This window comes from Amycolatopsis sp. NPDC043885 (genome assembly GCF_056435685.1).
Genome location: NZ_JBWKEA010000006.1, coordinates 198395 through 218519 on the forward strand (window position 1 = coordinate 198395; position 20125 = coordinate 218519).

At 69.1% G+C, this 20125-nt stretch carries 19 protein-coding genes; 8 read left to right on the forward strand and 11 right to left on the reverse strand.

Annotation, left to right across the window (positions count from 1 at the left end):
* Positions 1–9 precede the first annotated feature (9 nt).
* From AC069I_RS20395 to AC069I_RS20415, 5 genes are all read left to right on the forward strand, one after another.
* Entirely contained in the window at positions 10–912 is a 903-nt protein-coding gene (locus AC069I_RS20395; protein WP_478226311.1) for an SCO4651 family lipoprotein, read from the forward strand.
* Positions 913–1785 (forward strand): SCO4651 family lipoprotein, encoded by an 873-nt coding sequence (locus AC069I_RS20400; protein ID WP_478266187.1) that lies wholly within the window; start codon positions 913–915, stop codon positions 1783–1785.
* A 90-nt stretch (positions 1786–1875) separates the two neighbouring features.
* Entirely contained in the window at positions 1876–2556 is a 681-nt protein-coding gene (locus AC069I_RS20405; protein WP_478266188.1) for a hypothetical protein, read from the forward strand.
* Between the two features lie 71 nt (positions 2557–2627).
* Positions 2628–3422 (forward strand): SCO4651 family lipoprotein, encoded by a 795-nt coding sequence (locus AC069I_RS20410; RefSeq protein WP_478226308.1) that lies wholly within the window; start codon positions 2628–2630, stop codon positions 3420–3422.
* 61 nt (positions 3423–3483) lie between these two features.
* Positions 3484–4368, forward strand: coding sequence for an NAD-dependent epimerase/dehydratase family protein (locus tag AC069I_RS20415; RefSeq protein ID WP_478266189.1), 885 nt, complete (start codon positions 3484–3486; stop codon positions 4366–4368).
* A gap of 70 nt (positions 4369–4438) precedes the next feature.
* Here AC069I_RS20415 and AC069I_RS20420 read toward each other — a convergent pair whose 3' ends face one another.
* Both AC069I_RS20420 and AC069I_RS20425 read right to left on the reverse strand, forming a co-directional pair.
* A complete protein-coding gene (locus AC069I_RS20420) occupies positions 4439–4930 on the reverse strand; it encodes a DUF6912 family protein (RefSeq protein WP_478226306.1) in 492 nt (163 codons plus the stop codon).
* Positions 4927–6333: a WS/DGAT/MGAT family O-acyltransferase gene (locus AC069I_RS20425; protein ID WP_478226305.1), complete on the reverse strand. Its 1407-nt coding sequence runs from the start codon at positions 6331–6333 to the stop codon at positions 4927–4929. Before AC069I_RS20425 ends, AC069I_RS20420 begins: the two co-directional genes overlap by 4 nt.
* A 34-nt stretch (positions 6334–6367) precedes the next feature.
* Here AC069I_RS20425 and AC069I_RS20430 point away from each other — a divergent pair, with 34 nt between their 5' ends.
* Positions 6368–7147: a TrmH family RNA methyltransferase gene (locus AC069I_RS20430; protein WP_478226304.1), complete on the forward strand. Its 780-nt coding sequence runs from the start codon at positions 6368–6370 to the stop codon at positions 7145–7147.
* Here AC069I_RS20430 and AC069I_RS20435 read toward each other — a convergent pair.
* Positions 7122–7526: an HAD family hydrolase gene (locus AC069I_RS20435; protein WP_478266190.1), complete on the reverse strand. Its 405-nt coding sequence runs from the start codon at positions 7524–7526 to the stop codon at positions 7122–7124. The genes AC069I_RS20430 and AC069I_RS20435 overlap by 26 nt on opposite strands.
* A 112-nt stretch (positions 7527–7638) precedes the next feature.
* On the opposite strand from AC069I_RS20435, the gene AC069I_RS20440 reads away from it, so the two are divergent.
* A complete protein-coding gene (locus tag AC069I_RS20440; protein ID WP_478226302.1) occupies positions 7639–8142 on the forward strand; it encodes an Rv3235 family protein in 504 nt (167 codons plus the stop codon).
* Between the two features lie 81 nt (positions 8143–8223).
* On the opposite strand, the gene secA is transcribed toward AC069I_RS20440, so the two are convergent.
* From secA to AC069I_RS20480, 8 genes are all read right to left on the reverse strand, one after another.
* A complete protein-coding gene (gene secA, locus AC069I_RS20445; protein ID WP_478235203.1) occupies positions 8224–11055 on the reverse strand; it encodes a preprotein translocase subunit SecA in 2832 nt (943 codons plus the stop codon).
* 233 nt (positions 11056–11288) lie between these two features.
* Entirely contained in the window at positions 11289–11978 is a 690-nt protein-coding gene (gene hpf / locus AC069I_RS20450) for a ribosome hibernation-promoting factor, HPF/YfiA family (RefSeq protein WP_340687160.1), read from the reverse strand.
* 552 nt (positions 11979–12530) lie between these two features.
* Complete coding sequence (locus tag AC069I_RS20455; RefSeq protein ID WP_478235202.1) at positions 12531–13169, reverse strand: ComF family protein; 639 nt, start codon at positions 13167–13169, stop codon at positions 12531–12533.
* 325 nt (positions 13170–13494) lie between these two features.
* A complete protein-coding gene (locus AC069I_RS20460) occupies positions 13495–15222 on the reverse strand; it encodes an LpqB family beta-propeller domain-containing protein (protein ID WP_478235201.1) in 1728 nt (575 codons plus the stop codon).
* Entirely contained in the window at positions 15219–16934 is a 1716-nt protein-coding gene (mtrB, locus tag AC069I_RS20465; protein WP_478226298.1) for an MtrAB system histidine kinase MtrB, read from the reverse strand. Before mtrB ends, AC069I_RS20460 begins: the two co-directional genes overlap by 4 nt.
* 7 nt (positions 16935–16941) lie before the next feature.
* The gene (gene mtrA, locus AC069I_RS20470) at positions 16942–17619 is read right to left on the reverse strand and encodes an MtrAB system response regulator MtrA (protein ID WP_005150760.1); all 678 of its coding nucleotides are present in this window, start codon (positions 17617–17619) and stop codon (positions 16942–16944) included.
* Positions 17620–17730: 111 nt separating this feature from the next.
* A complete protein-coding gene (locus tag AC069I_RS20475) occupies positions 17731–18867 on the reverse strand; it encodes an NAD(P)/FAD-dependent oxidoreductase (RefSeq protein ID WP_478266191.1) in 1137 nt (378 codons plus the stop codon).
* Positions 18864–19181 (reverse strand): bifunctional 3-phenylpropionate/cinnamic acid dioxygenase ferredoxin subunit, encoded by a 318-nt coding sequence (locus tag AC069I_RS20480; protein ID WP_478226296.1) that lies wholly within the window; start codon positions 19179–19181, stop codon positions 18864–18866. The genes AC069I_RS20475 and AC069I_RS20480 overlap by 4 nt, the downstream gene beginning before the upstream one ends.
* 152 nt (positions 19182–19333) lie before the next feature.
* On the opposite strand from AC069I_RS20480, the gene AC069I_RS20485 reads away from it, so the two are divergent.
* Entirely contained in the window at positions 19334–20119 is a 786-nt protein-coding gene (locus AC069I_RS20485) for an IclR family transcriptional regulator (RefSeq protein WP_478226295.1), read from the forward strand.
* Positions 20120–20125: the final 6 nt, after the last annotated feature.

The window sequence follows — 20125 nt, forward strand, 5'->3', positions numbered from 1 at the left end:
GGGGTCCTCTTGAAGCGCGTAACCACACTCGCCGCCATCACCACGGCCGCCGTCCTGGCGCTGTCCGCCTGCGGTGGCGAAAAGCAGCCCACCGCGGCTGCTCCCGCTCCTGCTCCTTCCGAGCAGAAGAGCCTGCTTTCGGCGCCGCTCGGCGACCCGATCCAGCTCGCGGCCCTGACCCGCGAGAGCACCAAGAAGGCCAAGTCGTCGAAGGTGACGATGGAGACCGTCGCCGGCACCGAGAAGAACACGGCGACCGGGCAGGGCGTGTACGACGGCGAGAACACCAAGTTCTCGATGTCCATGGACAGCGACGGCAAGAAGCTGGACGTGCTCTTCGTCGACAGCGCGTTGTTCTTCAAGCTCGACGCGGCCGACAAAGCCGAGATGAAGACCGACAAGTCGTACGTGAAGATCTCCGCCGACGGCCAGGACCCCATCTCGCAGCTGCTCGGCAAGATGATGTCGAAGGCCATCAAGGACAGTGACCCGTCGCGCACCCTCGAGCAGGTCTCGAAGGCCGGCAAGATCACGAAGTCGGATCAGGTCGAGCTGAACGGTGAGCTGACCAACCACTACGTCGTCGAGATCGAGGTCGAGAAGGCCATCGCCCTCGTCGTCGGCGACATCGGCATCCCCCTGCCCGCCGATGTCCTGAAGCAGCTCGACGCGAAGCTCAAGGGCAAGAACGTCACCATCCCCACCGAGCTGTGGCTCAACGCCGACCAGCTGCCGGTGCAGGTCGTTTCGGACCAGACCGCGTTTGTGAAGGCCATGGGCGCCCCCGGTGACGGCGTCGCCAAGACCACGGTCAAGTACACCGACTGGGGCAGCCCGGTGAACATCACCGCCCCGCCCGCCGACCAGGTCGGCGACCTGGCGGAGATCATGAAGAAGGCCGGCGGCCGGTAGGTGCGTGCCACCTTCAAGTTCGTCGCGGTGGCCGCGGCCCTGACCCTCGTGGTCACGGGCTGCGGCACCCGTCCGGAGGCGACCCCCGAGAACACCAAGGGCGGCGGCGAACTCGCGCTGGCCAGCCCGTTCACCGACGCGCTCGGCCTCGTCGAGGCCGCTAAGCAGGGGACTCAGAAGGCGAAGTCCTCCACGACGATCATCGACGGCATGCTCGGGGCCCAAGCGGTCACGGGCACGGTGAAGGCGTTCTACGACGGTCCCGCCACGAAGCTCGAGGCGAACATGACCGTCGACGGCGAAACGGTCGGGATGCGCCTGGTGGACCGGATCCTGTTCATCAAGCTGTCCGGCGACCAACGGGCCGAGCTCAAGACAGCCAAGACCTGGGGAAAGATCCCGTTGGACAGCGAGGAACCCCGGAGGAAGGTCATCGGGAAGGCCATGCAGCGGTCGTTCGAGATGGGCGACCCGGCGAAGCAGCTGGAGATGGTCGAAAAGACCGGCAAGATCATCAAGTCGGAACAGACCCAGCTGAACGGCTTGCCGGTGAACCACTACTTCGTGGAATTCGACATGCGGAAGCAGTTCGACCTGTTCCTCGGCGACGACCTGCCCGCGGACCAGCGGGCAGAGGTCGAGAAGCGGCTCGAAGGCAAGGACCTGCGGGTTCCGGCCGAGCTGTGGATCAACGCCGAGCAGCTTCCGGTGAAGATGACCATGGACATGACCTCGCTCATGAAGGGGATGGGGGCGCCCGAGACGGTCGAGGCCGAATCGACCTACACCTACAGCGACTGGGGAGCGGCCGTCGATGTCTCCCCGCCGCCCGACGGGGAGGTCGCCGACTACATCGAGCTGATGGACGGCTAGACCTTCACGCGCTTCCGGACCATCGGACGGTGGAAATTCACGCGATAGGCGCTACGGTAGTGGTACAGACCATTCACCCGAGGGAGTCCCATGCGTGCCACCGGATTCGCCGTCGTCTGTACCGCTCTCCTGCTGCTGGGCGGCTGCTCCGGGGAAGGGAAACCGGCGGCACAGCCGGTGAACGACGCGGCGCAACTGGCCTCGGCCGCCGCCGCGGGCACGCAGAAGGCCCGCTCGTCCAAGATCGCGCTGGAGACCACCACTGAGGACGGCCGCAAGGTCGTGGTCACCAGTTCCGGGCTCTACGAGGGCCAGAACAGCAAGTTCTCCATGGTCGCCGAGGTCGCGGGTGAGAAACGGGACCTGATCTTCGCCGACGGCGTCCTCTACTACCACCTGTCGGACACGCAGGTCCGGGAATTCAAGACCGACAAGGAATGGGTCAAGATCACCGCCGGCGGCAAGGATTCGCTCTCCGCGGCCAACGGCGCGTTGCTGACGAACGTCGTCGAGACGATGGATCCGACGCGGACGATCGACCGGATCTCGAAGTCGGGCAAGGTCACCAAGTCCGAACAGGCCGATGCGGACGGCACGGCCGCCACGCGGTACGTCCTCGACCTCGGCGGTGCCCCGGCCGAGCTGTGGCTGGACGGCGAGCAGCGCCCGGTGCGGGTCACCATCGACAAGGCCACGGTCAAGTACGACAGCTGGGCTTCGGACGTGGTGATCATCGCGCCGCCGCCCGAGGCGGTCGGCGACAGCCGCTGAGCCGTCCCCCGATCGGGGTGCGGGCCACCGCTGTGTTTCGCTTGGGCGCCCGCCTTTGAAAGCAGGTCCTCATGCGGAGAACGGCCCTGTCCACCGTCGTGCTCGTCGCCGGCGCGCTGCTCGGCGCGTGCGACGGCGGAGCCGTGTCGTTCGCCGACGCCCGCGCGCTCGCCGACGGAGCCACGTCCGCCATGGACGGCAAGGCCGCGAAGTTCGTCACCGAGGTCGCCGCGGGCACGATGCGGTCGAAGAGCCAGGGACAGGCGAGGGTCGCGGGGGCGGGCACCGCGCTGGCCATGTCCACGGACTTCCTCGGCGAACCCCTCGAACTCCGACTCGTCGACAAGATCGTCTTCGCCAAGGTCCCGGAAGCCGCCCGCGAGGACGTCCCCGGCGGAAAACCCTGGGTGAAGGTCTCCCCCGACGGCGCGGATCCGTTTTCGCAGGTCGCCGGCGGCAGCATCGACCAGCTGGCGAAGCAGAACGACCCCGCCCGCGCGCTCGACCAGGTGCGGAAGGCGGGCACGCTCACCGAATCCGGGCACACCGAACTCGACGGGATGCCCGCCGAGCACTACCGGCTGGACGTCGACCTGGTCGCGCTGGGCGGTGATCTGCCCGCCGGGTTGTCGGCCGAGGCCGTCGGCGAATTGCGGGGGAAGGTCGGGAAGATCCCCATGGAGGTCTGGCTCGACGACACGCACCGGCCGGTGCGGATCGTGCTCGACCTCGCGCCGGTCCTCGCCGCTTCGGGTGTCCCGGACAGCGCGACGGCCCGGATCGTCACGCGTTACGGCGAATGGGGCACGCAGGCCGACATCCAGGCGCCGCCGCCGGAGGAGATCGGGGAGATCCCGGCGGGCTGACCCGTCACGTTCCCCGCGCGCGTCTCGTCCCTCTCGTGAAGGCGGGACAGGAGGAGCGGACATGCGGGTGATGGTGATCGGGGCGACCGGGGTGCTGGGGCGTCCGCTGGTGCGGCGTCTGCTGGCCGAAGGCCACGAGGTGAGCGGGCTGGCCCGCGGGGTGGACCGGGTCGCGGCGGTGCGCGCGACCGGGGCGAAACCGGTGCCGGGTTCGCTGTTCGACGTCGATTCCCTGGCAGGCGCGCTGAACGGGCACGACGCGGTGCTGAACGTCGCGACCCGCATCCCGGACGCGCGCCACGCGATGACGTTGTCCGGCTGGGCCGAGAATGACCGGGTGCGGATCACCGGCAGCAGGACGCTGGCGAATGCCGTGCGCCGGGTCGGTGAGGTGGGAATCGTGGTGCAGGAAGGGATTTCGTTCGTCTACGCCGACGGCGGCGACCAGGAACTGGACGAGGACGCGCCCCTCGAGCTGCGCGGCAACATCGCGTCTTCGACGGTGGCGCACGCGAACATCGCGGAACTGGCGGACGAGGGGCGCACCGCGATCCGGTTGCGGATCGGGCTCCTGGTCGCCGACGATCCGATGACCACGACGATGCTGGCGGCCGCGCGGCACGGTTCGCCGCTGATCTTCGGCCGCCGGACCGACTGGACCGCGGCGATCCATCCGGACGACGCGGCGGCGGGCGCGATCGCGGCGCTGCGGGCACCGAGCGGCGTCTACAACCTGACCGCGGATCCGGTGCGGAAGCAGGAACTCGGCGAGGCGATGGCCGCGGCGGCCGGTGTCCGCCGTCCGCGCGCGCTGCCGAAGTGGCTGGCGAACCGCCTGGGCCTGATGTCGGTGCTGGCGCGCTCGCAGCGCGTCGTCTCGGCCCGGCTCACCGAAGCGACCGGCTGGCGCCCCGAGCGCCCGGTTCCCGGCCCGTCCTGGTTCTGACGCGTTTCGTCCTCTGAATGCGGTAGTTGCGCGTGCAAGGATCGCATTCAGAGGACGAAATGCGGAGGGGTTACAGGAGTTCCAGCAGGAACGGGAGTTCTTGAGGCGCGTACCAGGCGAGTTCGTGGTCTTCGGCGTCGCCGAGGGTGAACTCCGCGTCCGGGTCGCCGAGGTCGGCTTGGTCGATCACCGCGGCGGCGGCCTGCACGGTCTCGGCGGCCTCGGCCGCGTCGACGTGGATCGCGGCGACGCCGGCGATCTTCACCGGCCCGGACAGCCGGACGACGGCGGCGTCGAGATCCGGGCGCAACGTGACCTCCTCGACGTCTGCCGAGATCACCACGCGCCGCGGCTCGGGCTTCTCCTCGGCCGCGATCAGCCGGAGCGACGCCCTCGCGGCGTCGAGCAGCGCGGCGTATTCGAGTTCTTCGTCGGAACCGCTGGCGTAGGACTCCCGCAGCGCCGGGGTCAGCGCGAATCCCGTGCCACTCCGCGCCCGGAACTCGCCGGTGGTTTCGAGCTCACGGAGCATCGCGATCGTCGCCGGTAGATAGACCCTCACCAGTGCGCACCCTTCAGCTCTTCCAACGATTCCTCGATCATCCCGGCGAGCAGGTCCACATCGGACACGGCCTTGCGGTCGCCGTTCAGTCCGAAGTAGACACCGCCGTGATACGAGGTGACCCCGATCGCCAGCGCCTGATTGCGCACCAGCGGCATGACCGGGAACATCTCCACCATCTTCGCCTGTCCCGCGTAGAGCGGCACCTGCGGGCCCGGTGAGTTGGTGATCAGCACGTTGAAAATGCGCCCCGACATCGACCCGGCCGCCCGCGCGCCCAGCGAATGCAGCGTCGCCGGGGCGAAACCGCCGACCGTCAGCAGCCCGCGCGCGGCGACCGAACGGCCGGAGTCGAGGTGGTCCGCCATCGCGTGGCCGATGTGCTGCAGCCGCAGGACCGCGTTCGGCTCCCCGACCGGGAGATCGACCAGATAGGCGTCGACCTGGTTCCCGACCAGTGCCGGCGTCGAGAACTCGGCCGTCTCGGCGTCGCGGACGGCCATCGGCACCAGCGCGCGCACGGTGGTCGTCGCGGTCAGGTTCGAGCCGCGGGAGAGCAGCCATTCCCGCAGCGCGCCGGTGATCGCGGCGAGCACGACGTCGTTGACCGTCCCGCCGTGCGCGGCGCGGACCTTGCGGAAATCCTCCAGCCGCGTACGGACCACGGCGAACACGCGGCCGCCCGAGGTGCGGACGTTGAGCGGCCCGGACGGCGCCGGATTCACCATGGTCTTCAGCGCCGACGCGACGTCACCGACCGTTTCGGTGACCTTGCCCGCCATCGCGGTGGCGTCGTGGGCGATGGAGCGGACGTTCTCCACCAGCTCCGTCGGCCGCTGCACGGTCTCGGCGACCGCGTCGAGGATCAGCTGCGTACGGCTCGGTTCCCGGCGCGGATGCCAGGTGTCGTCGAACGGTTCCGGCTCCTGCGGGGTGGCGTCGAGGATCAACTGCCCGAGCTCGATGGTGCCGATCCCGTCCACGACGGACTGATGCGTCTTGGTCACCAGCGCGACGCGGTCGCCCGCGAGGCCCTCGACGAAATACGCCTCCCAGAGCGGCCTTCCCGGGTCGAGCCGCCGCGACATCAGCCGCGCCACGAGGTCGAACAGCCGGCCGTCGGAACCCGGCTGCGGCAGCGCGGACCGGCGGACGTGGTAGTTCAGGTCGAAGTCGACGTCGTCGACCCACACCGGCCTGGCGAGATGCCCCGGCACCTCCAGCACCCGCTGCCGGTAACGCGGCAGGAAGGCGAGGCGCTGCCCGATCAGGTCCAGCAGCTGCTCGTGGGTGAAGCCGTCGCGCGGCCGCTCGAAGATCGCCACACCGCCGACGTGCATCGGGGTCGAGTGGTCTTCCACGTACAGGAACGAGGCGTCCAGCGCGGAGAGGCGGTCGGGCATGAGCCGATCCTTACACAGTGGGACACTCGCCGGTGTGGGTGATGAGTCGGTGATCTCGCCGAAGGACCGGTTCCTGACGGTGTACGGGCGCAAACCGGTGCTCGAGGCCTTGGACGACGCGGCGCTCGAGGTGGACAAGGTGATCCTCGCCGACACCGTGCGAGGGCCGAACGCCGCCGAGATCCAGCGTGCCGCCAAGGCCGCCGGGGTACCGGTACAGCGCGCGAGCGCGCATCGCGTCAAGGTGCTGGCCGGCAACGGCAAACAGGACCAGGGCGTGCTGGCCGACGTCGTCGCCCCGCGGATGCGCTCCCTGCACGCGGCCCTGTCCGACGGCAGGCCGCCGTCGCGGGTGCTGCTGCTCGACGGCATCACCACCCCGGCGAACGTCGGGATGATCCTGCGCACGGCGACCGCGGCCGGGCTGGACGGGGTCGTGGTACCGCGGCGCGGCGTCGCCGCCCTCGACCCGATGGTGGTCAAGGCTTCGGCCGGGGTCGCGTTCCGCGCGCCGGTGCTGCGATGCGGCAGCGCGCGCGAGGCGGCCGAGATGCTCACCGAGGCCGGCTACGGGATCTTCGCGATGGGCGCTTCCGCCCGAAGCTCGGTGTTCGACGTCGAGCTGCCGCAGCGCGCGGCCTTCGTGCTGGGCGGGGAGACGAACGGCGTCGGGGCCGAGGTCGGCGAGCTGGTCACGGAGTGGGTGTCGATCCCGATGCCGGGCGAGGTCGAGTCGCTGAACGTGTCGGCCGCCGCGGCGGTGCTGTCCTTCGAGCTTGTGCGGCGCGCTAAGGCGCCGGGAACAAGGCGCTGAGCTCGGTCAGCGTCTCCTCGACCGAGGTGTGGTGCACTCCCGCCATCCCGGCCGCCACCGCCGCGCGGACGTTGTGCGCGGCGTCGTCGACGAACACGCACCGGCCGGCGGGCAGGTCGAGCAGTCCCGCGGTGAGCAGGTAGACCTCGCGTTCGGGTTTGGCCACGCCGACCTCACCGGAGAAGACGAGGGCGTCGAAGAACGGGCCGAGCGACCGTTTGGCCTCGTCGGAGGCGCCGGGAGCGTTCGAGAGCAAGGCCGTTTTGATGCCGCGCTCCCTCGCCGCCCGCAGGAAGGCGTACAGCTCGTCCGCGCCGGCGTCCGTGAGCACCCCGACGTAGTCGATGACCAGCCCTTTCAGCACGGGCCCACCGTACACAAGCGATCACCGCCCGGTTCATCCTCTCGGGCGGTCCTTGTCGCGGTTCCGCCCGCCATCTGCCCCTTAGTTGCTGGGCGCGGCCGAGGGGGCCGCGGAGGGGGACTGTCAGATGAAGTCGTACGTACTGAGACGGCTTGAACCGTGTGAGCCGCCGTACCGGGTCGCCGGCAGGCCGGACGGCCTGGTGCACCGGGCCGCGGCGCCGGACAACCAGCTCGTGCTGGACCTGCCGCTGTTCGGCGAAGCCGTCGTGGAGGAACCACGGCCGCGACCGGACACCCCCGACGGCCGGCAGGTCGGCAGGCTGCTGACCACCATCCTCGAAGCCTGTGACGGGCGCCGTCCCGCGGTCCAGGTGCGGCCCATCCTCGACCCGGCGCTGCACAGCGCGCTGCTCGACAGCGGCCGCCGCCGTCCCTCGGGCGGCTACCGGCCGAAGTCGGTCCACCTGGGGCATCCGGCGGACGGCGTCGTCGAAGCCTGCGCGACCGTCGAACAGAACGGACGCTGCCTCGCGCTGGCCGCCCGCTTCGAGCGGACACCGTCGGGCTGGGTGTGCACCCGCTTCCACCTGCTGAAGCCGCCGAGACGAGTCTCCGCGCTCGCGGCCTGATGCGCGTGAAGGCCCCCTTCCCTCGGCTGGTCATTCGAAACCGTGGCCGAGGGAAGGGGGCCTTCACGCGCATTGGGGCCTTTAGCGGCGCGGGCCCTTCTTGCCCTTCTTCTGGGAGGCGCGCTGCGCGGCGCGACGCTCCCGGCGGGTTCCGCCCTGGTCGCCACCGGCACTGCCGGCACTGTCCGAATGCGACTCGACGCCGCCGTCCTCGGACGGGCCCGACATCGTCAGCCCGGACCGCGAACCGCCGCCGAGTCCCTTGCCCCGCAAGGCGGACGGCACGGACTCGGTGTCGGTCGCCGGCGCCTGCGGAGGCGTCGGGCGGGCGTGCCGTCCGTCGCCGTTGGCGGCCTGGCCGTTCCCGGAGCCGACACCGGCGGGCAGCGCGGACGCCGACTCCGGCGCCGGGGTGGTGGGCTCGGCCTGCTCGACCTGGAGGTTGAACAGGAAACCAACGGCCTCCTCCTTCAGCGACTCCAGCATCGCGCGGAACATGTCGTAGCCCTCGCGCTGATACTCGATGACCGGGTCGCGCTGCGCCAGGGCCCGCATGCCGATGCCCTCCTTGAGATAGTCCATCTCGTAGAGGTGCTCACGCCACTTGCGGTCGAGCACGGTGAGCATCACCTGGCGCTCCAGGCTGCGCATCGCGCCTTCGCCGACCTTCGCGTCGATCTCGGCTTCGCGCTCGTCGTACGCGCGGTGCGCGTCTTCGAGCAACGCCTCACGAAGCTTGTCGGCGTCGAGGTCGTCGTCCTCGGTGAGCTCTTCCCAGGTGACCTTGACCGGGTACAGCTGCTTCAGCGCCGTCCACAGCTTCTCGTGGTCCCAGTCCTCGGCGTAGCCCGTGGCGGTCTCTTCGGTGACGTACGCGTTGATGACGTCGACCAGCATGTGCTCGATCTGCTCGCGGAGATCCTCGCCTTCGAGGACGCGCAGGCGCTCGGCGTAGATCACCTTGCGCTGCTCGTTCATGACCTCGTCGTACTTGAGGACGTTCTTGCGGATCTCCATGTTCTGCTGCTCGACCTGCGTCTGAGCGCTCTTGATCGCCTTGGAGACCATCTTGTGCTCGATCGGCACGTCGTCCGGCAGCCGCATGGTGGTCATGACCCGCTCGACCATCGTCGCGTTGAAGCGGCGCATGAGCTCGTCACCGAGCGACAGGTAGAACCGGGACTCGCCCGGGTCGCCCTGACGGCCGGAACGACCGCGGAGCTGGTTGTCGATCCGGCGCGACTCGTGCCGCTCCGTGCCGAGCACGTACAGCCCGCCCGCCGCGCGGACCTCCTCGGCCTCGGCCTTGGTGTCGGCCTGGACCTCTTCGAGCACCTTCGGCCAGGCGGCCTCGTACTCCTCGGAGTGCTCCACCGGGTCGAGGCCGCGGTCGCGCAGCACCTCGTCGGCGATGATGTCCGGGTTGCCGCCGAGCACGATGTCGGTACCGCGGCCCGCCATGTTGGTGGCGACCGTGACCGCGCCCTTGCGCCCGGCGCGGGCGACGATCAGCGCCTCCCGGTCGTGGTGCTTGGCGTTGAGGACCTCGTGCGGGACACCCAGCTTGAGCAGCAGCTTCGACAGGTGCTCGGACTTCTCGACACTCGTGGTGCCGACCAGCACCGGCTGGCCCTTCTCGTGCCTCTCGGCGATGTCCTCGGCGACGGCCTCGAACTTGGCCTGCTCGGTCTTGTAGATCAGGTCGGCCTGGTCGGCGCGGACCATCGGCTTGTTGGTCGGGATCGGCACCACACCCAGCTTGTAGGTCTGGTGGAACTCGGCCGCCTCGGTCTCGGCGGTACCGGTCATGCCCGCCAGCTTGTCGTAGAGCCGGAAGTAGTTCTGCAGCGTGATCGTGGCGAGCGTCTGGTTCTCGGCCTTGATCTCGACGCCTTCCTTGGCCTCGATCGCCTGGTGCATGCCCTCGTTGTAGCGGCGGCCGTGCAGGATGCGGCCGGTGAACTCGTCGACGATGAGGACCTCACCGTCACGGACGATGTAGTCCTTGTCGCGCTTGTAGAGCTCCTTGACCTTCAGCGCGTTGTTCAGGTAGCCGACCAGCGGCGTGTTCGCGGCCTCGTAGAGGTTGTCGATGCCGAGCTGGTCCTCGACGAACGCGACACCCTTCTCGGTGACACCGACGGTGCGCTTGCGGATGTCCACCTCGTAGTGGACGTCCGGCTTCATCAGCGGGGTCATCCGGGCGAACTCGATGTACCAGCGCGAGGACTGGTCGGCCGGGCCCGAGATGATCAGCGGCGTCCTGGCCTCGTCGATGAGGATGGAGTCCACCTCGTCGACGATCGCGAAGTTGTGGCCGCGCTGCACGCAGTCTTCGAGGCTCCACGCCATGTTGTCGCGGAGGTAGTCGAAGCCGAACTCGTTGTTCGTGCCGTGCGTGATGTCGGCGGCGTACTGCTGGCGGCGGACCTCGGGCGTCTGGTCGGCCAGGATGACCCCGACCTCGAGGCCGAGGAAGCGGTGGATGCGGCCCATCCACTCGGCGTCACGTTTGGCGAGGTAGTCGTTCACCGTGATGACGTGCACGCCCTTGCCGGAGACGGCGTTCAGGTACGCGGGGAGGACCTGGGTCAGGGTCTTGCCCTCACCGGTCTTCATCTCGGAGACCTGGCCGAGGTGCAGCGCGGCGCCGCCCATCAGCTGGACGTCGTAGGGCCGCTGGCCGAGCACGCGCCAGGCCGCCTCCCTCGCCACCGCGAAGGCCTCCGGCAGGAGGTCGTCGAGGGACTCGCCGTCCGCGTGCCGTTTACGGAACTCGTCGGTCTTGGCCCGCAGCGCGGAGTCCGACAGATCCTTGACGTCGTCTTCGAGGGTGTTGATGTGATCGGCGATGTGTCGCAGCCGCTTCACCATTTTGCCCTCGCCCGCGCGGAGCAGGCGGTTCAGCACCATCCGGTCGACCTCACTAGCTGATTGTGATCGCACCCGAGCCGGTCCCGGGCAATCTCGTACGCGGTGGTGCCTGGTAACGCACCACCGTCCGCCCCCATCGTAGGGAACACCTCGGTGTTCGCGCACGCACCGTCGGTCGGTAACTGACGGGACGAGGCCGCGTCCCGCCTGATCCGGACATGACGGCGGCCCGCACGGGACGCGTGCGGGCCGCCGTCTGGACGTGGGGCCGGCTAGCTCAGCCGGATGACGCCGTAGTCGAAGCCTCGCCTCCGGTAGACGACGCTCGGGCACCCGGCGTCGGCGTCGTTGAACAGGTAGAAGTCGTGACCGACCAGTTCCATCTCGTAGAGAGCCTGGTCGACCGTCATGGGCTCCGCGTCATGTTTCTTCTCGCGGACGACGCGACCGGGCTGGTGTTCGGTCACCCCGTCGTCCCAGCGCTGCTGCTGGGGCATCTCGAAGTCACCGCCCTCGACAGCGAAACCGTTGGCCATGGGTTCGGCCTCAGGCGCTTCGAGTACAGCGGTACCCGCCAGATGTCGGGTGTCGGTGGTCATTCCACCGGCGGCCGCCATCGAAGTCGCCTCGGCGACGGATTCCGGGCGGCTGCGGCCGTAGTGCACGCGCCGGCGGTCGTGTGTCTTCCGCAACCTGTTTTCGAGCTTGTTCAGTGCGGAATCCAGCGCTGCGTAGAAGTCGCCGGCACACGCTTCGGCGCGTACGGCGGGGCCTCGGCCCTTACCGGTGATTTCGACGCGCTGGCAGTTCTTCGACTGCCGGCGATTGGGCTCGTGGAAGAGCTCCACGTCGTAACGGATGACCTTCTTGTCGTAGCGCTCTAGCCGGGCCAGCTTTTCGCTGACGAGTGCCCGATAGTGGTCGGGCACCTCCACGTTGCGGCCCTTAACGACGATGTCCATACACGACCTCCCTCGCTGAAATGACTGCGAGCTGTAGATGTGTTCACTAGGGCGCCGGTAATGCGGGGACGAAGCCCGGATCGCGGGCGGTGAGGGAACTCGGCATACGGTCACGACGTCTCGTGTCGGATGTCCGAGCGCGGACTCAGCGCGGCTCCGGCGCCAGGGACATGGGCTGGTCACCTCCCTGCCTGCCGGGATTGCTGATAGCGCTGCACGTTAGCTGCATCACGCCGCGAGCAACAGCCCCCGAGCCGGGGGATATCAGGACGTGAGACCTCGTCACCGCACGCGACGAAGATCGTGCGGCCAGCGCGACAATCCGGCCTGTCGGGCGTCGACCCCGTGATTTGTTTTCACGCGGACGGCGCAAGCCTTCGGACAGGAAAATGCGGAGGGTGCCTAGGACACCGTCCCCGAGGGAATCCGCCGCCACCCCGGTGGAGTGGCGGGCCGTCGGAGTGTTCCCCTCAAGCTCCCTCATATCCCGTCAACGCCCTTGTACCCATTCGCGTTCCCGATCATTCACCACTCTTGTAGGTGACAGCGCGATCACCCGGCGGCGGCCAGCGCCACCACCGCGGAAACGTGAATTCCGCTTATGTCCAAAAAACGCGTACAAGCGGCGGCGGTCGCTCCGGTTGTGATGACGTCGTCAAGGAGAACGACCTTCTCCCGGCAGGCTCCGGGAGCGAGGCGGATCCGGCCATCAAGGTTCGCCGACCGCTCGGCCCGGCTGAGTCCCACGGCGTCGCGAACTCCGGACCTCAGCTTGAGGACCGGCGCCACTGTCGCGACTTTTCCCTTGCCTCTCAGTACTTTCACGCATTCTTCGGCAACCCGCCGGACGTGCGGCCCGCCGCGCACACGGGAGGCGTGCCGCCGCGAGGGCACCGGAACGAGACAAGGTTCCGGCTCCGGATCGGGCAGCTGGGCGAGGGCTTCGGCGATCGCCCGCCCCAGGGAAGGCGCGAGGTCGCGGCGGCCGCGTTCCTTGTAGGCGAGGATCAGGCGTCGGGCCTCGCCGGCGTAGGGGGCCAGGGCGTACACGGGCACAAGCCCGGCCGTCGGGCCGCGGATGATCTCGCTGAGCGAACCCCAAGCGGTCTGACAGGTGGCACAGCAGGGAGCGCCCGGTGCTCCGCAGGACGCACAGCGGGCGGGGATGAGGAGATCCAGGAGCTTGGACATGGGGCGAGTGTCGGCCGGGGCTCCGACAGTTCCAGGGCACGTCGTGTCGTGAGAGGTCCGGTTTGGACCCTTTTCGTCCTAAGGGGACCAGTCAGGACCGCAGTTGGGGAGAAGGCTTCCGGGCGGCTTGGCTTCTGTCCGTGAAGGACTCCTTGCCTACCCTCAGGGTAGTGAAGGAGGCCTTCACGGACTTCTGCCGCCACGGATCGCTAGCGCCGCCAGGAAAGCTAGCGGTACTAAAGGTCCCTTGCTCCCCACCGCAAGGATGGCGCGTTGCGAAAGTGGCTTTCGCGACATGCGGGCGCCCCGAAGTAAGCCGAAGTGCTCAGCCTGGGTAGAACGGGTCCGCGTCGGTGACGGTGTGCGCCTGCGGCCGCCAGACTTCGCCCAGCTCGGAGGCGACCCACAGCCCGCCCGCGTCCGCGACCAGGTTCTGTCTGCTCGGCGCCGCGGTGACGCCGTGCACCGGCGGGGTCAGGTTCGAGCTGTTGAACGCGTCCATCCGCTGCCCGTCCAGCGGCACCTTGACCACCGGCAGCGAGGTCGACGACGTCGCGGCGATCAGGTGGTCCTGGGTCGCCCAGTCGACGTCGACCACGTCCTTGAGGTCGCGTTCCTGCAGTTTCCGCGGCGCCCGCAGGGCCACCGAGTCCGCCGTCCGCACGATCGAGGCGACCACCAGCTGCCCGTTGACCACGGCGGCCAGCCGCGATCCGTCGCGCGAAAGGCGCAGTTCGGTGATCTGGCCGAGGCCGGTGAGCATGGTCGCGTCGACGCCGGCCTTCACCCAGCGGCCGTCCGCGGCCAGGGTGACCCTGGCGACGGTGTTGTGGTCGACGACCGTCCAGACCTCGCCCGAGAGCCCGCCGCCACGGGCGACCGGGCGCCAGGTGGGACGGCTCAGGCTGCCGCCGAACAGGTCCACCGAGGCGAGGTCGTGCCCGAGGTCGCCTACCCGGAGCCACTGCCTGCCGTCGCGTTCTTCGACCACCGCGAGCCGTTTCCCGTCGACGGACTGCGCGGCGCTGACCACCTTGTACCCGCCGTTGCCCGCGGGACCACCGACCGGCTGTCCGTCGCCGAGCGACCGGACCCGCCCGTTCACGGTCATCAGTCCCAGCAGTTCCGAGTTGGGCGCGATGTCCACGTTGTAGTTGGGCAGCTCGCTGGCGCGCCAGTATTCGTGGTCCGGCACCAGCGCGGTGCCGTCGGCCAGCAGCCGGATCCGGCTCAGCGTCACCGTCTGCAGCGAGAGGACGATCTGCGCGGCGATCAGGTTGCGGTCCGCGAGGCTGGCCCCGCCGACGCCGGTCAGGTTGATGTCCAGTGTCCCGTCGTCCGTGCTGCGGACGTTGCTTTCGGTGGTGACCTGGTCGCCGAGCAGGTCCTTGACCGCGCCCTTCAGCCCTTCGGACGGTCCCTGCAGCACCAGGTCCATCACCCGGCCGGGCAATCCGGCCTGCGGTTTCGCCGCGACGTAGCGGAGGTCGGGGACGAAGGCGCCGGAGTCGGGCGAATAGAAGCTGATCGGCACCCGGAAGTAGTTGAGCGCGAAATCCTCGTCGGTGACGGCGAGTTCCTGCGGCGGGTCCACGATCCGCCACTGGCCGTTCGGCTGCTTCCGCAGTTTGAATTGCTGCGAGTACTCGGCCTTCACCGGGATGAACGCGCTGTCGGGGCTCAGGTTGCCGAGTTTGAACCCGCGGACGTTCACCACCTGCTCGTCCGGGTTCCCCGACGACGACGATGTGTCGTAAACGGTGCCGAAGGTGTCGTCGATGATCGTCAGCCCCGGCGACGGCTTCCAGTTGCGCCGGCCTTCTTCGTCGAGGTAGACCCGCGCGTCGGCGTTCGCCGTGCCCGGGGTCGCGGAGTTGCGGATGAACTGGCGGGTGACGGTCAGCGGGTCGATCCCGGCCGCCGGTTCGGCGACGTCCGCCGGCGCCTGCCCGGCTTTGTCCCCGGAGACGACGGCGGGCTGGGATTCGAGCGGGATGTTCGCGCAGCCCGCGAGCAGCAGCAACACCGCGAGCAGGGGCAGGAGCCGTTTCACCGGCCGACCTCCTCTGGCTCGGCGAGGATCGCGTCGGGGGCGGGGCGGACTTCGAGCAGCCCGGAGGACCCGTGCGTGTCCGTCGGAGTGTGATCGGGCGGGGGCAGGACCAGCGGGCTCTCCCCCATCGGCGTGTCCTGCCGCCGCGGCAGCACGAGCCGGAAACAGGCGCCGTGACCGGTCTCGCCCCACGCGTCGAGCACGCCGCCGTGCAACCGGGCGTCCTCCTGGCTGATCGCGAGGCCGAGCCCGGTGCCGCCGGTCCGGCGGTTACGGGACGGGTCGGCGCGCCAGAACCGGTTGAACACCAGTTCCGCTTCGCCCGGCCGCAGGCCGACACCGTGGTCCCGCACGGTGACGGCGACCGCGGTCTCGTTGACCGCGAGGGTCAGCACCACCGGGTTCCCTTCACTGTGGTCCACCGCGTTGGCCAGCAGGTTGCGCAGGATCCGCTCGACGCGGCGCGCGTCGACCTCGGCGTGCGCCTCCTCCTCCGGCAGCACCAGTTCGACCGAGCTGCCCGCGTTGCCCGCGATCACCCGGACCTGCTCGACGGCCCTGGTCGCGATCGGCCGGACGTCGATCAGCTCGGCGGAAAGCTCTTCGACGCCCGCGTCGAGCCTGCTGATCTCCAGCAGGTCGCCGAGCAGGGCCTCGAACCGGTCGAGCTCGTCGACCAGCAGTTCGGTGGAGCGCGCGAGCCCGGCCGGGAACTGCTCGCGCGACGCGTGCAGCACGTCGGCGGCCATCCGGACGGTGGTCAGTGGGGTGCGCAGTTCGTGTGAGACGTCCGAGGTGAACCGGCGTTGCAGGCCGCCGAACTCCTCCAGCTGGCGGATCTGCCGCTGGATGCTCGCGGCCATTTCGTTGTAGGAGACGGCGAGTTTGGCCAGGTCGTCCTCGCCGAGCACGGCGAGGCGCTGGTCGAGGTCTCCGCCCGCGAACTGTTCGGCGGCCGCGGCGGCCTGCCGGACCGGCCGGACCACCTGCCTGGTGACCAGGTTCGTGATCCCGGCCAGCAGGAGCAGCAGCACGAGACCGCCGACGAGCAGCGTGTTCTGCACGGTCGAGACGGTGTTCTGCTCGCTGGTGAGCGGATACAGCAGGTAGAGCTGGAGCGGGTTGATCATCGTGCTCACCGGGGCACCGACGATCAGGTACGTCGTCTTGCCGCCGTCGGCGTCGGTGACCGTGTGGATCAGGTGGCTGACCTGTTCGGTCTCCACGAACTGGCGTAGCCGCTCCGGGACCCGGTCGTAGGGGCCGGCGAACACCGGTTTGCTCGACTGGTCGCGGCCGCCGGCCGCCAGCACCGGTTCGAAGGTTCCGGCGGCCGATCCGGCGCTGTCCTGCGAAGTCGTCGTGCTGGTGATCTTCTTCAGGGCGTTCTTCATCCGCGCGGTCAGCGCTTCGGGGCTTTCGGTGCCGACGCCGATCAGTTCGCCCGCCGCGGTCTCGACGACCGCCCTCGTCTGCGCGATCGCCGCGTTCTGCTTGGTCTCCAGCAGCCGTTCGGTGATCTGGTTCTGCAGCACCATGCCCAGCACGAACACCACGGCCGACGACAGCGCCAGTGTGGACACCGTGACCCGGAACTGCAGCGAATGCCGCCACAGTTCGTTGAACGAGACGACCTTGCGGCGCACGAAAACCACGATGCGCCGGAAGTGGCGCATCGTGGTCTGGGCAAGCCTTCGCAAGCGTCCGCTCATGGGGTGATCACGGCGGGCCGGCCTTGTACCCGACGCCACGAACGGTCAACACCACCTCGGGGTGTTCCGGATCCTTCTCCACCTTCGAACGCAGCCGCTGGACGTGCACGTTCACCAGCCGGGTGTCGGCGGCGTGGCGATATCCCCACACCTGCTCGAGGAGCACCTCGCGGGTGAACACCTGACGCGGCTTGCGGGCGAGCGCGACCAGCAGGTCGAACTCGAGCGGGGTCAGCGGGATGGCCTTCCCCTCGCGCGTCACCTCGTGGCCGGGGACGTCGATCGCGAGGTCGCCGATCGTCAGCGACTCGGCGGGCTCGGCCTCGGTGCGGCGCATCCTGGCGCGGACGCGGGCCACGAGCTCCTTCGGTTTGAAGGGCTTGACCACGTAGTCGTCGGCCCCCGACTCGAGCCCGAGGACGATGTCCACGGTGTCGCTCTTGGCGGTGAGCATCACGATCGGCACGCCGGACTCGGCCCGGATCGCCTTGCAGACGTCGATGCCGTTCATCCCGGGCAGCATGAGGTCGAGGAGGACCAGGTCCGGTTTCAGCTCGCGAAGCGCGGGCAGCGCCCGTGAGCCGTCGGCCACGACCGCTGTGTCGAACCCCTCCCCACGCAGCACGATGGTGAGCATCTCCGCGAGAGCAGGGTCGTCGTCGACGACCAGAACACGTGCCTTCATAAACCTATGTTCGCACTAGTTTCCCCGCGCGAGCGCGCGACCCGGCGATGTGACCACCAGAAAGATCATCGAATCGGGCAAATTGCTCCATCCGAGTAGGGTCTTCGGGCCCTAGAGCGCACGTCGGAGCCTGGTGAACGGCCTCGGCGAGTCGATCGCGAACACACCGGCCAGGACGTCGCCGCGGTGATAGGTCGCGACGAACCGCTTCGAAGCGACGTCCCCTTCGGCGATCCGTACGTCTTCCGTGGCCACTCCGGCGAATTGGAGCCGCCGTCCGTACTGATCGGACCAAAAGTAACCGTGTCGTGCGAAATGCGTGACGGTCGATCCGGCGAGCAGATTCGCGACCGCGACGCCCGGCTGTTCCGAGGCCGCCGTCCAATGCTCGGCGCGGACCCGCCCGCCGCGCAGTGGACAGCGGTACCGCGCGACGTCACCCACCGCGATCACTCGGGGATTCGCTGTGACACAGCCGGAATCGACCAGCACCCCGCCGTCGACGGCGAGCCCGGAGCCGGTCAGCCATCCGGTGGCGGGCAGCGCCCCCACTCCGGCGACGACGAGATCGGCGAGAAGCCCGCGGCCGTCGGCGAGCCGCACGCCGGTGACGCGACCGTCACCGTCGAACCCTGCGACAGGCACGCCCGTGATCAGCCGGACGTCGTTCTCGGCGTGCAGTTCCCCGCACACCGCGCCCATCCGCGCGCCGAGGACCGAGGCGAGCGGCACGGGCGTCGCCTCGACCACCGTCACTTCGTGCCCGAGCAGGCGGCACGCGGACGCGACCTCCGCGCCGATGAATCCCGCGCCGATGACGACGACCGAGGAAGGTCCCGCCGCGAGAGCGGCTTTCAGCGTGACCGCGTCGCCGAGGGTCCGCAAGGTGTGGATGCCGGACAGATCCCTTGCCGCGCCGAGGGTTCTGGCCACAGCCCCGGTCGCGATGACGTAGCCGTCGGCGGCGATCGTGGTGCCGTCGCCGAGCGTCACGCCTTCGCGGCCGAGCTTCTCGGCGCGGACACCGAGATGCCATTCGGCGGCCAGCGCGTCGAGATCGTCCTGCCCGGCGAGCGCGAGATCATCGGCGGAAACCTTGCCCAGCAAGAAATCCTTCGACAGCGGCGGCCGGTCGTACGGCGGTTCGGCGCCGATCATCACCAGCCGCCCGTCGAAACCCCGCCCGCGCAACTCCTGTGCCGCGCGAAGTCCCGCCAGCGAGGTGCCGACGACGGCGATCGTTCTCAAGCCACTTCCTGGCGCGCCTCGGTGTCCACGTAGATCACGCCGTCCGCGATCACGACCGGGTATGTGCGCACGGCGTTCTTGGCCGGCAGGCAGTCCGGGGCGCCGGTCCGCAGGTCGAATCGCGCGGCGTGCAGCGGGCATTCGACGTAGCAGCCCTCGATCCAGCCGTCCGCGAGCGACGCGTCCTGATGGCTGCAAGTGTCGTCGAGGGCGTAATAGGCGCCCCCGGCATGGAAGACCGAGACGGGAACGGGGCCCGGCAGGCGAAGGGCTTCGCCTTCGGCCAGTTCGGAGACGGAGCAGGCACGAATCATCGGGGCCTCCGGGGAAAGGACCGACGGTGGTTGATGTTGCGTATTACGAGACAGGATGTGCTCTGCGCAACAATCACCCCGGAGGGACCGGTACGTCAAGGGATTCGCCCACTCAGCCGAGCGAATGCGGGCGAAACGGCTACTGTTGCGTCATGCGGAACCAGGACGCGGGGAACGCAACGCCCAGTCAGGTGCAGTCCGTCGACCGCGCGATCAGCGTGCTGGAACTGCTTGCGCGCAACGGGGAAACCGGGATCACCGAGATCGCGGGCGAACTCGGCGTGCACAAGTCGACGGCGTCGCGCCTGCTGAGTGTCCTGGAGAATCGCGGTCTCGTCGAGCAGCTCGGCGAACGCGGGAAGTACGCGATCGGCTTCGGTGTCGTCCGGCTCGCCGGCGCCGCCACCGGCCGGATGGACCTGGCGAAACTGGGCAGGCAGACCTGCCAGGGCCTGGCGGAGACGCTCGGCGAGACGGTCAACATCGCGATCGCCGACGACGGCGTCGCGATCAACGTCAGCCAGGCCCGCGGCTCGGCCGCGATCACCACGCAGAACTGGACCGGGCAGCGCACTCCCCTGCACGCGACGTCCAGCGGAAAGGTGCTGCTCGCGTACCTGGGCGACGTCGAGCGCAAACGTTTGCTCCGGCGGAAGCTCGAACGGTTCACGCCGCGGACCACGGTCGATCCTGAGGAGCTGGCCGCCGAGCTGGAGCGGGTCGCCGAGGACGGGTACGCGGCCTGCTTCGAGGAGCTGGAGCTGGGGATGCACGCGGTCGCGGTGCCGGTGCGCGGCCCCGGTGGCGACGTCGTCGCGGCGATGAGCGCTTCCGGCCCGTCGTACCGGCTGTCGAAACAGCGGGTGCGGCAGATCGTCCGGCCGCTCACCGAGGCGTCGGCGGATCTTTCGGCGCAGCTGGGGTACTTCACCGAGTGAAGAGGC

What these genes read in the sequence shown, in the direction of transcription:
- AC069I_RS20405 (WP_478266188.1), top strand. Translation starts at nt 1,876, where the DNA reads ATGCGTGCCACCGGATTCGCCGTCGTCTGTACCGCTCTCCTGCTGCTG.
- AC069I_RS20410 (WP_478226308.1), top strand. Translation starts at nt 2,628, where the DNA reads ATGCGGAGAACGGCCCTGTCCACCGTCGTGCTCGTCGCCGGCGCGCTG.
- AC069I_RS20415 (WP_478266189.1), top strand. Translation starts at nt 3,484, where the DNA reads ATGCGGGTGATGGTGATCGGGGCGACCGGGGTGCTGGGGCGTCCGCTG.
- AC069I_RS20425 (WP_478226305.1), bottom strand. Translation starts at nt 6,333, where the DNA reads ATGCCCGACCGCCTCTCCGCGCTGGACGCCTCGTTCCTGTACGTGGAA.
- AC069I_RS20440 (WP_478226302.1), top strand. Translation starts at nt 7,639, where the DNA reads ATGAAGTCGTACGTACTGAGACGGCTTGAACCGTGTGAGCCGCCGTAC.
- secA (WP_478235203.1), bottom strand. Translation starts at nt 11,055, where the DNA reads ATGGTGCTGAACCGCCTGCTCCGCGCGGGCGAGGGCAAAATGGTGAAG.
- hpf (WP_340687160.1), bottom strand. Translation starts at nt 11,978, where the DNA reads ATGGACATCGTCGTTAAGGGCCGCAACGTGGAGGTGCCCGACCACTAT.
- AC069I_RS20455 (WP_478235202.1), bottom strand. Translation starts at nt 13,169, where the DNA reads ATGTCCAAGCTCCTGGATCTCCTCATCCCCGCCCGCTGTGCGTCCTGC.
- mtrB (WP_478226298.1), bottom strand. Translation starts at nt 16,934, where the DNA reads ATGAGCGGACGCTTGCGAAGGCTTGCCCAGACCACGATGCGCCACTTC.
- mtrA (WP_005150760.1), bottom strand. Translation starts at nt 17,619, where the DNA reads ATGAAGGCACGTGTTCTGGTCGTCGACGACGACCCTGCTCTCGCGGAG.
- AC069I_RS20480 (WP_478226296.1), bottom strand. Translation starts at nt 19,181, where the DNA reads ATGATTCGTGCCTGCTCCGTCTCCGAACTGGCCGAAGGCGAAGCCCTT.
- AC069I_RS20485 (WP_478226295.1), top strand. Translation starts at nt 19,334, where the DNA reads ATGCGGAACCAGGACGCGGGGAACGCAACGCCCAGTCAGGTGCAGTCC.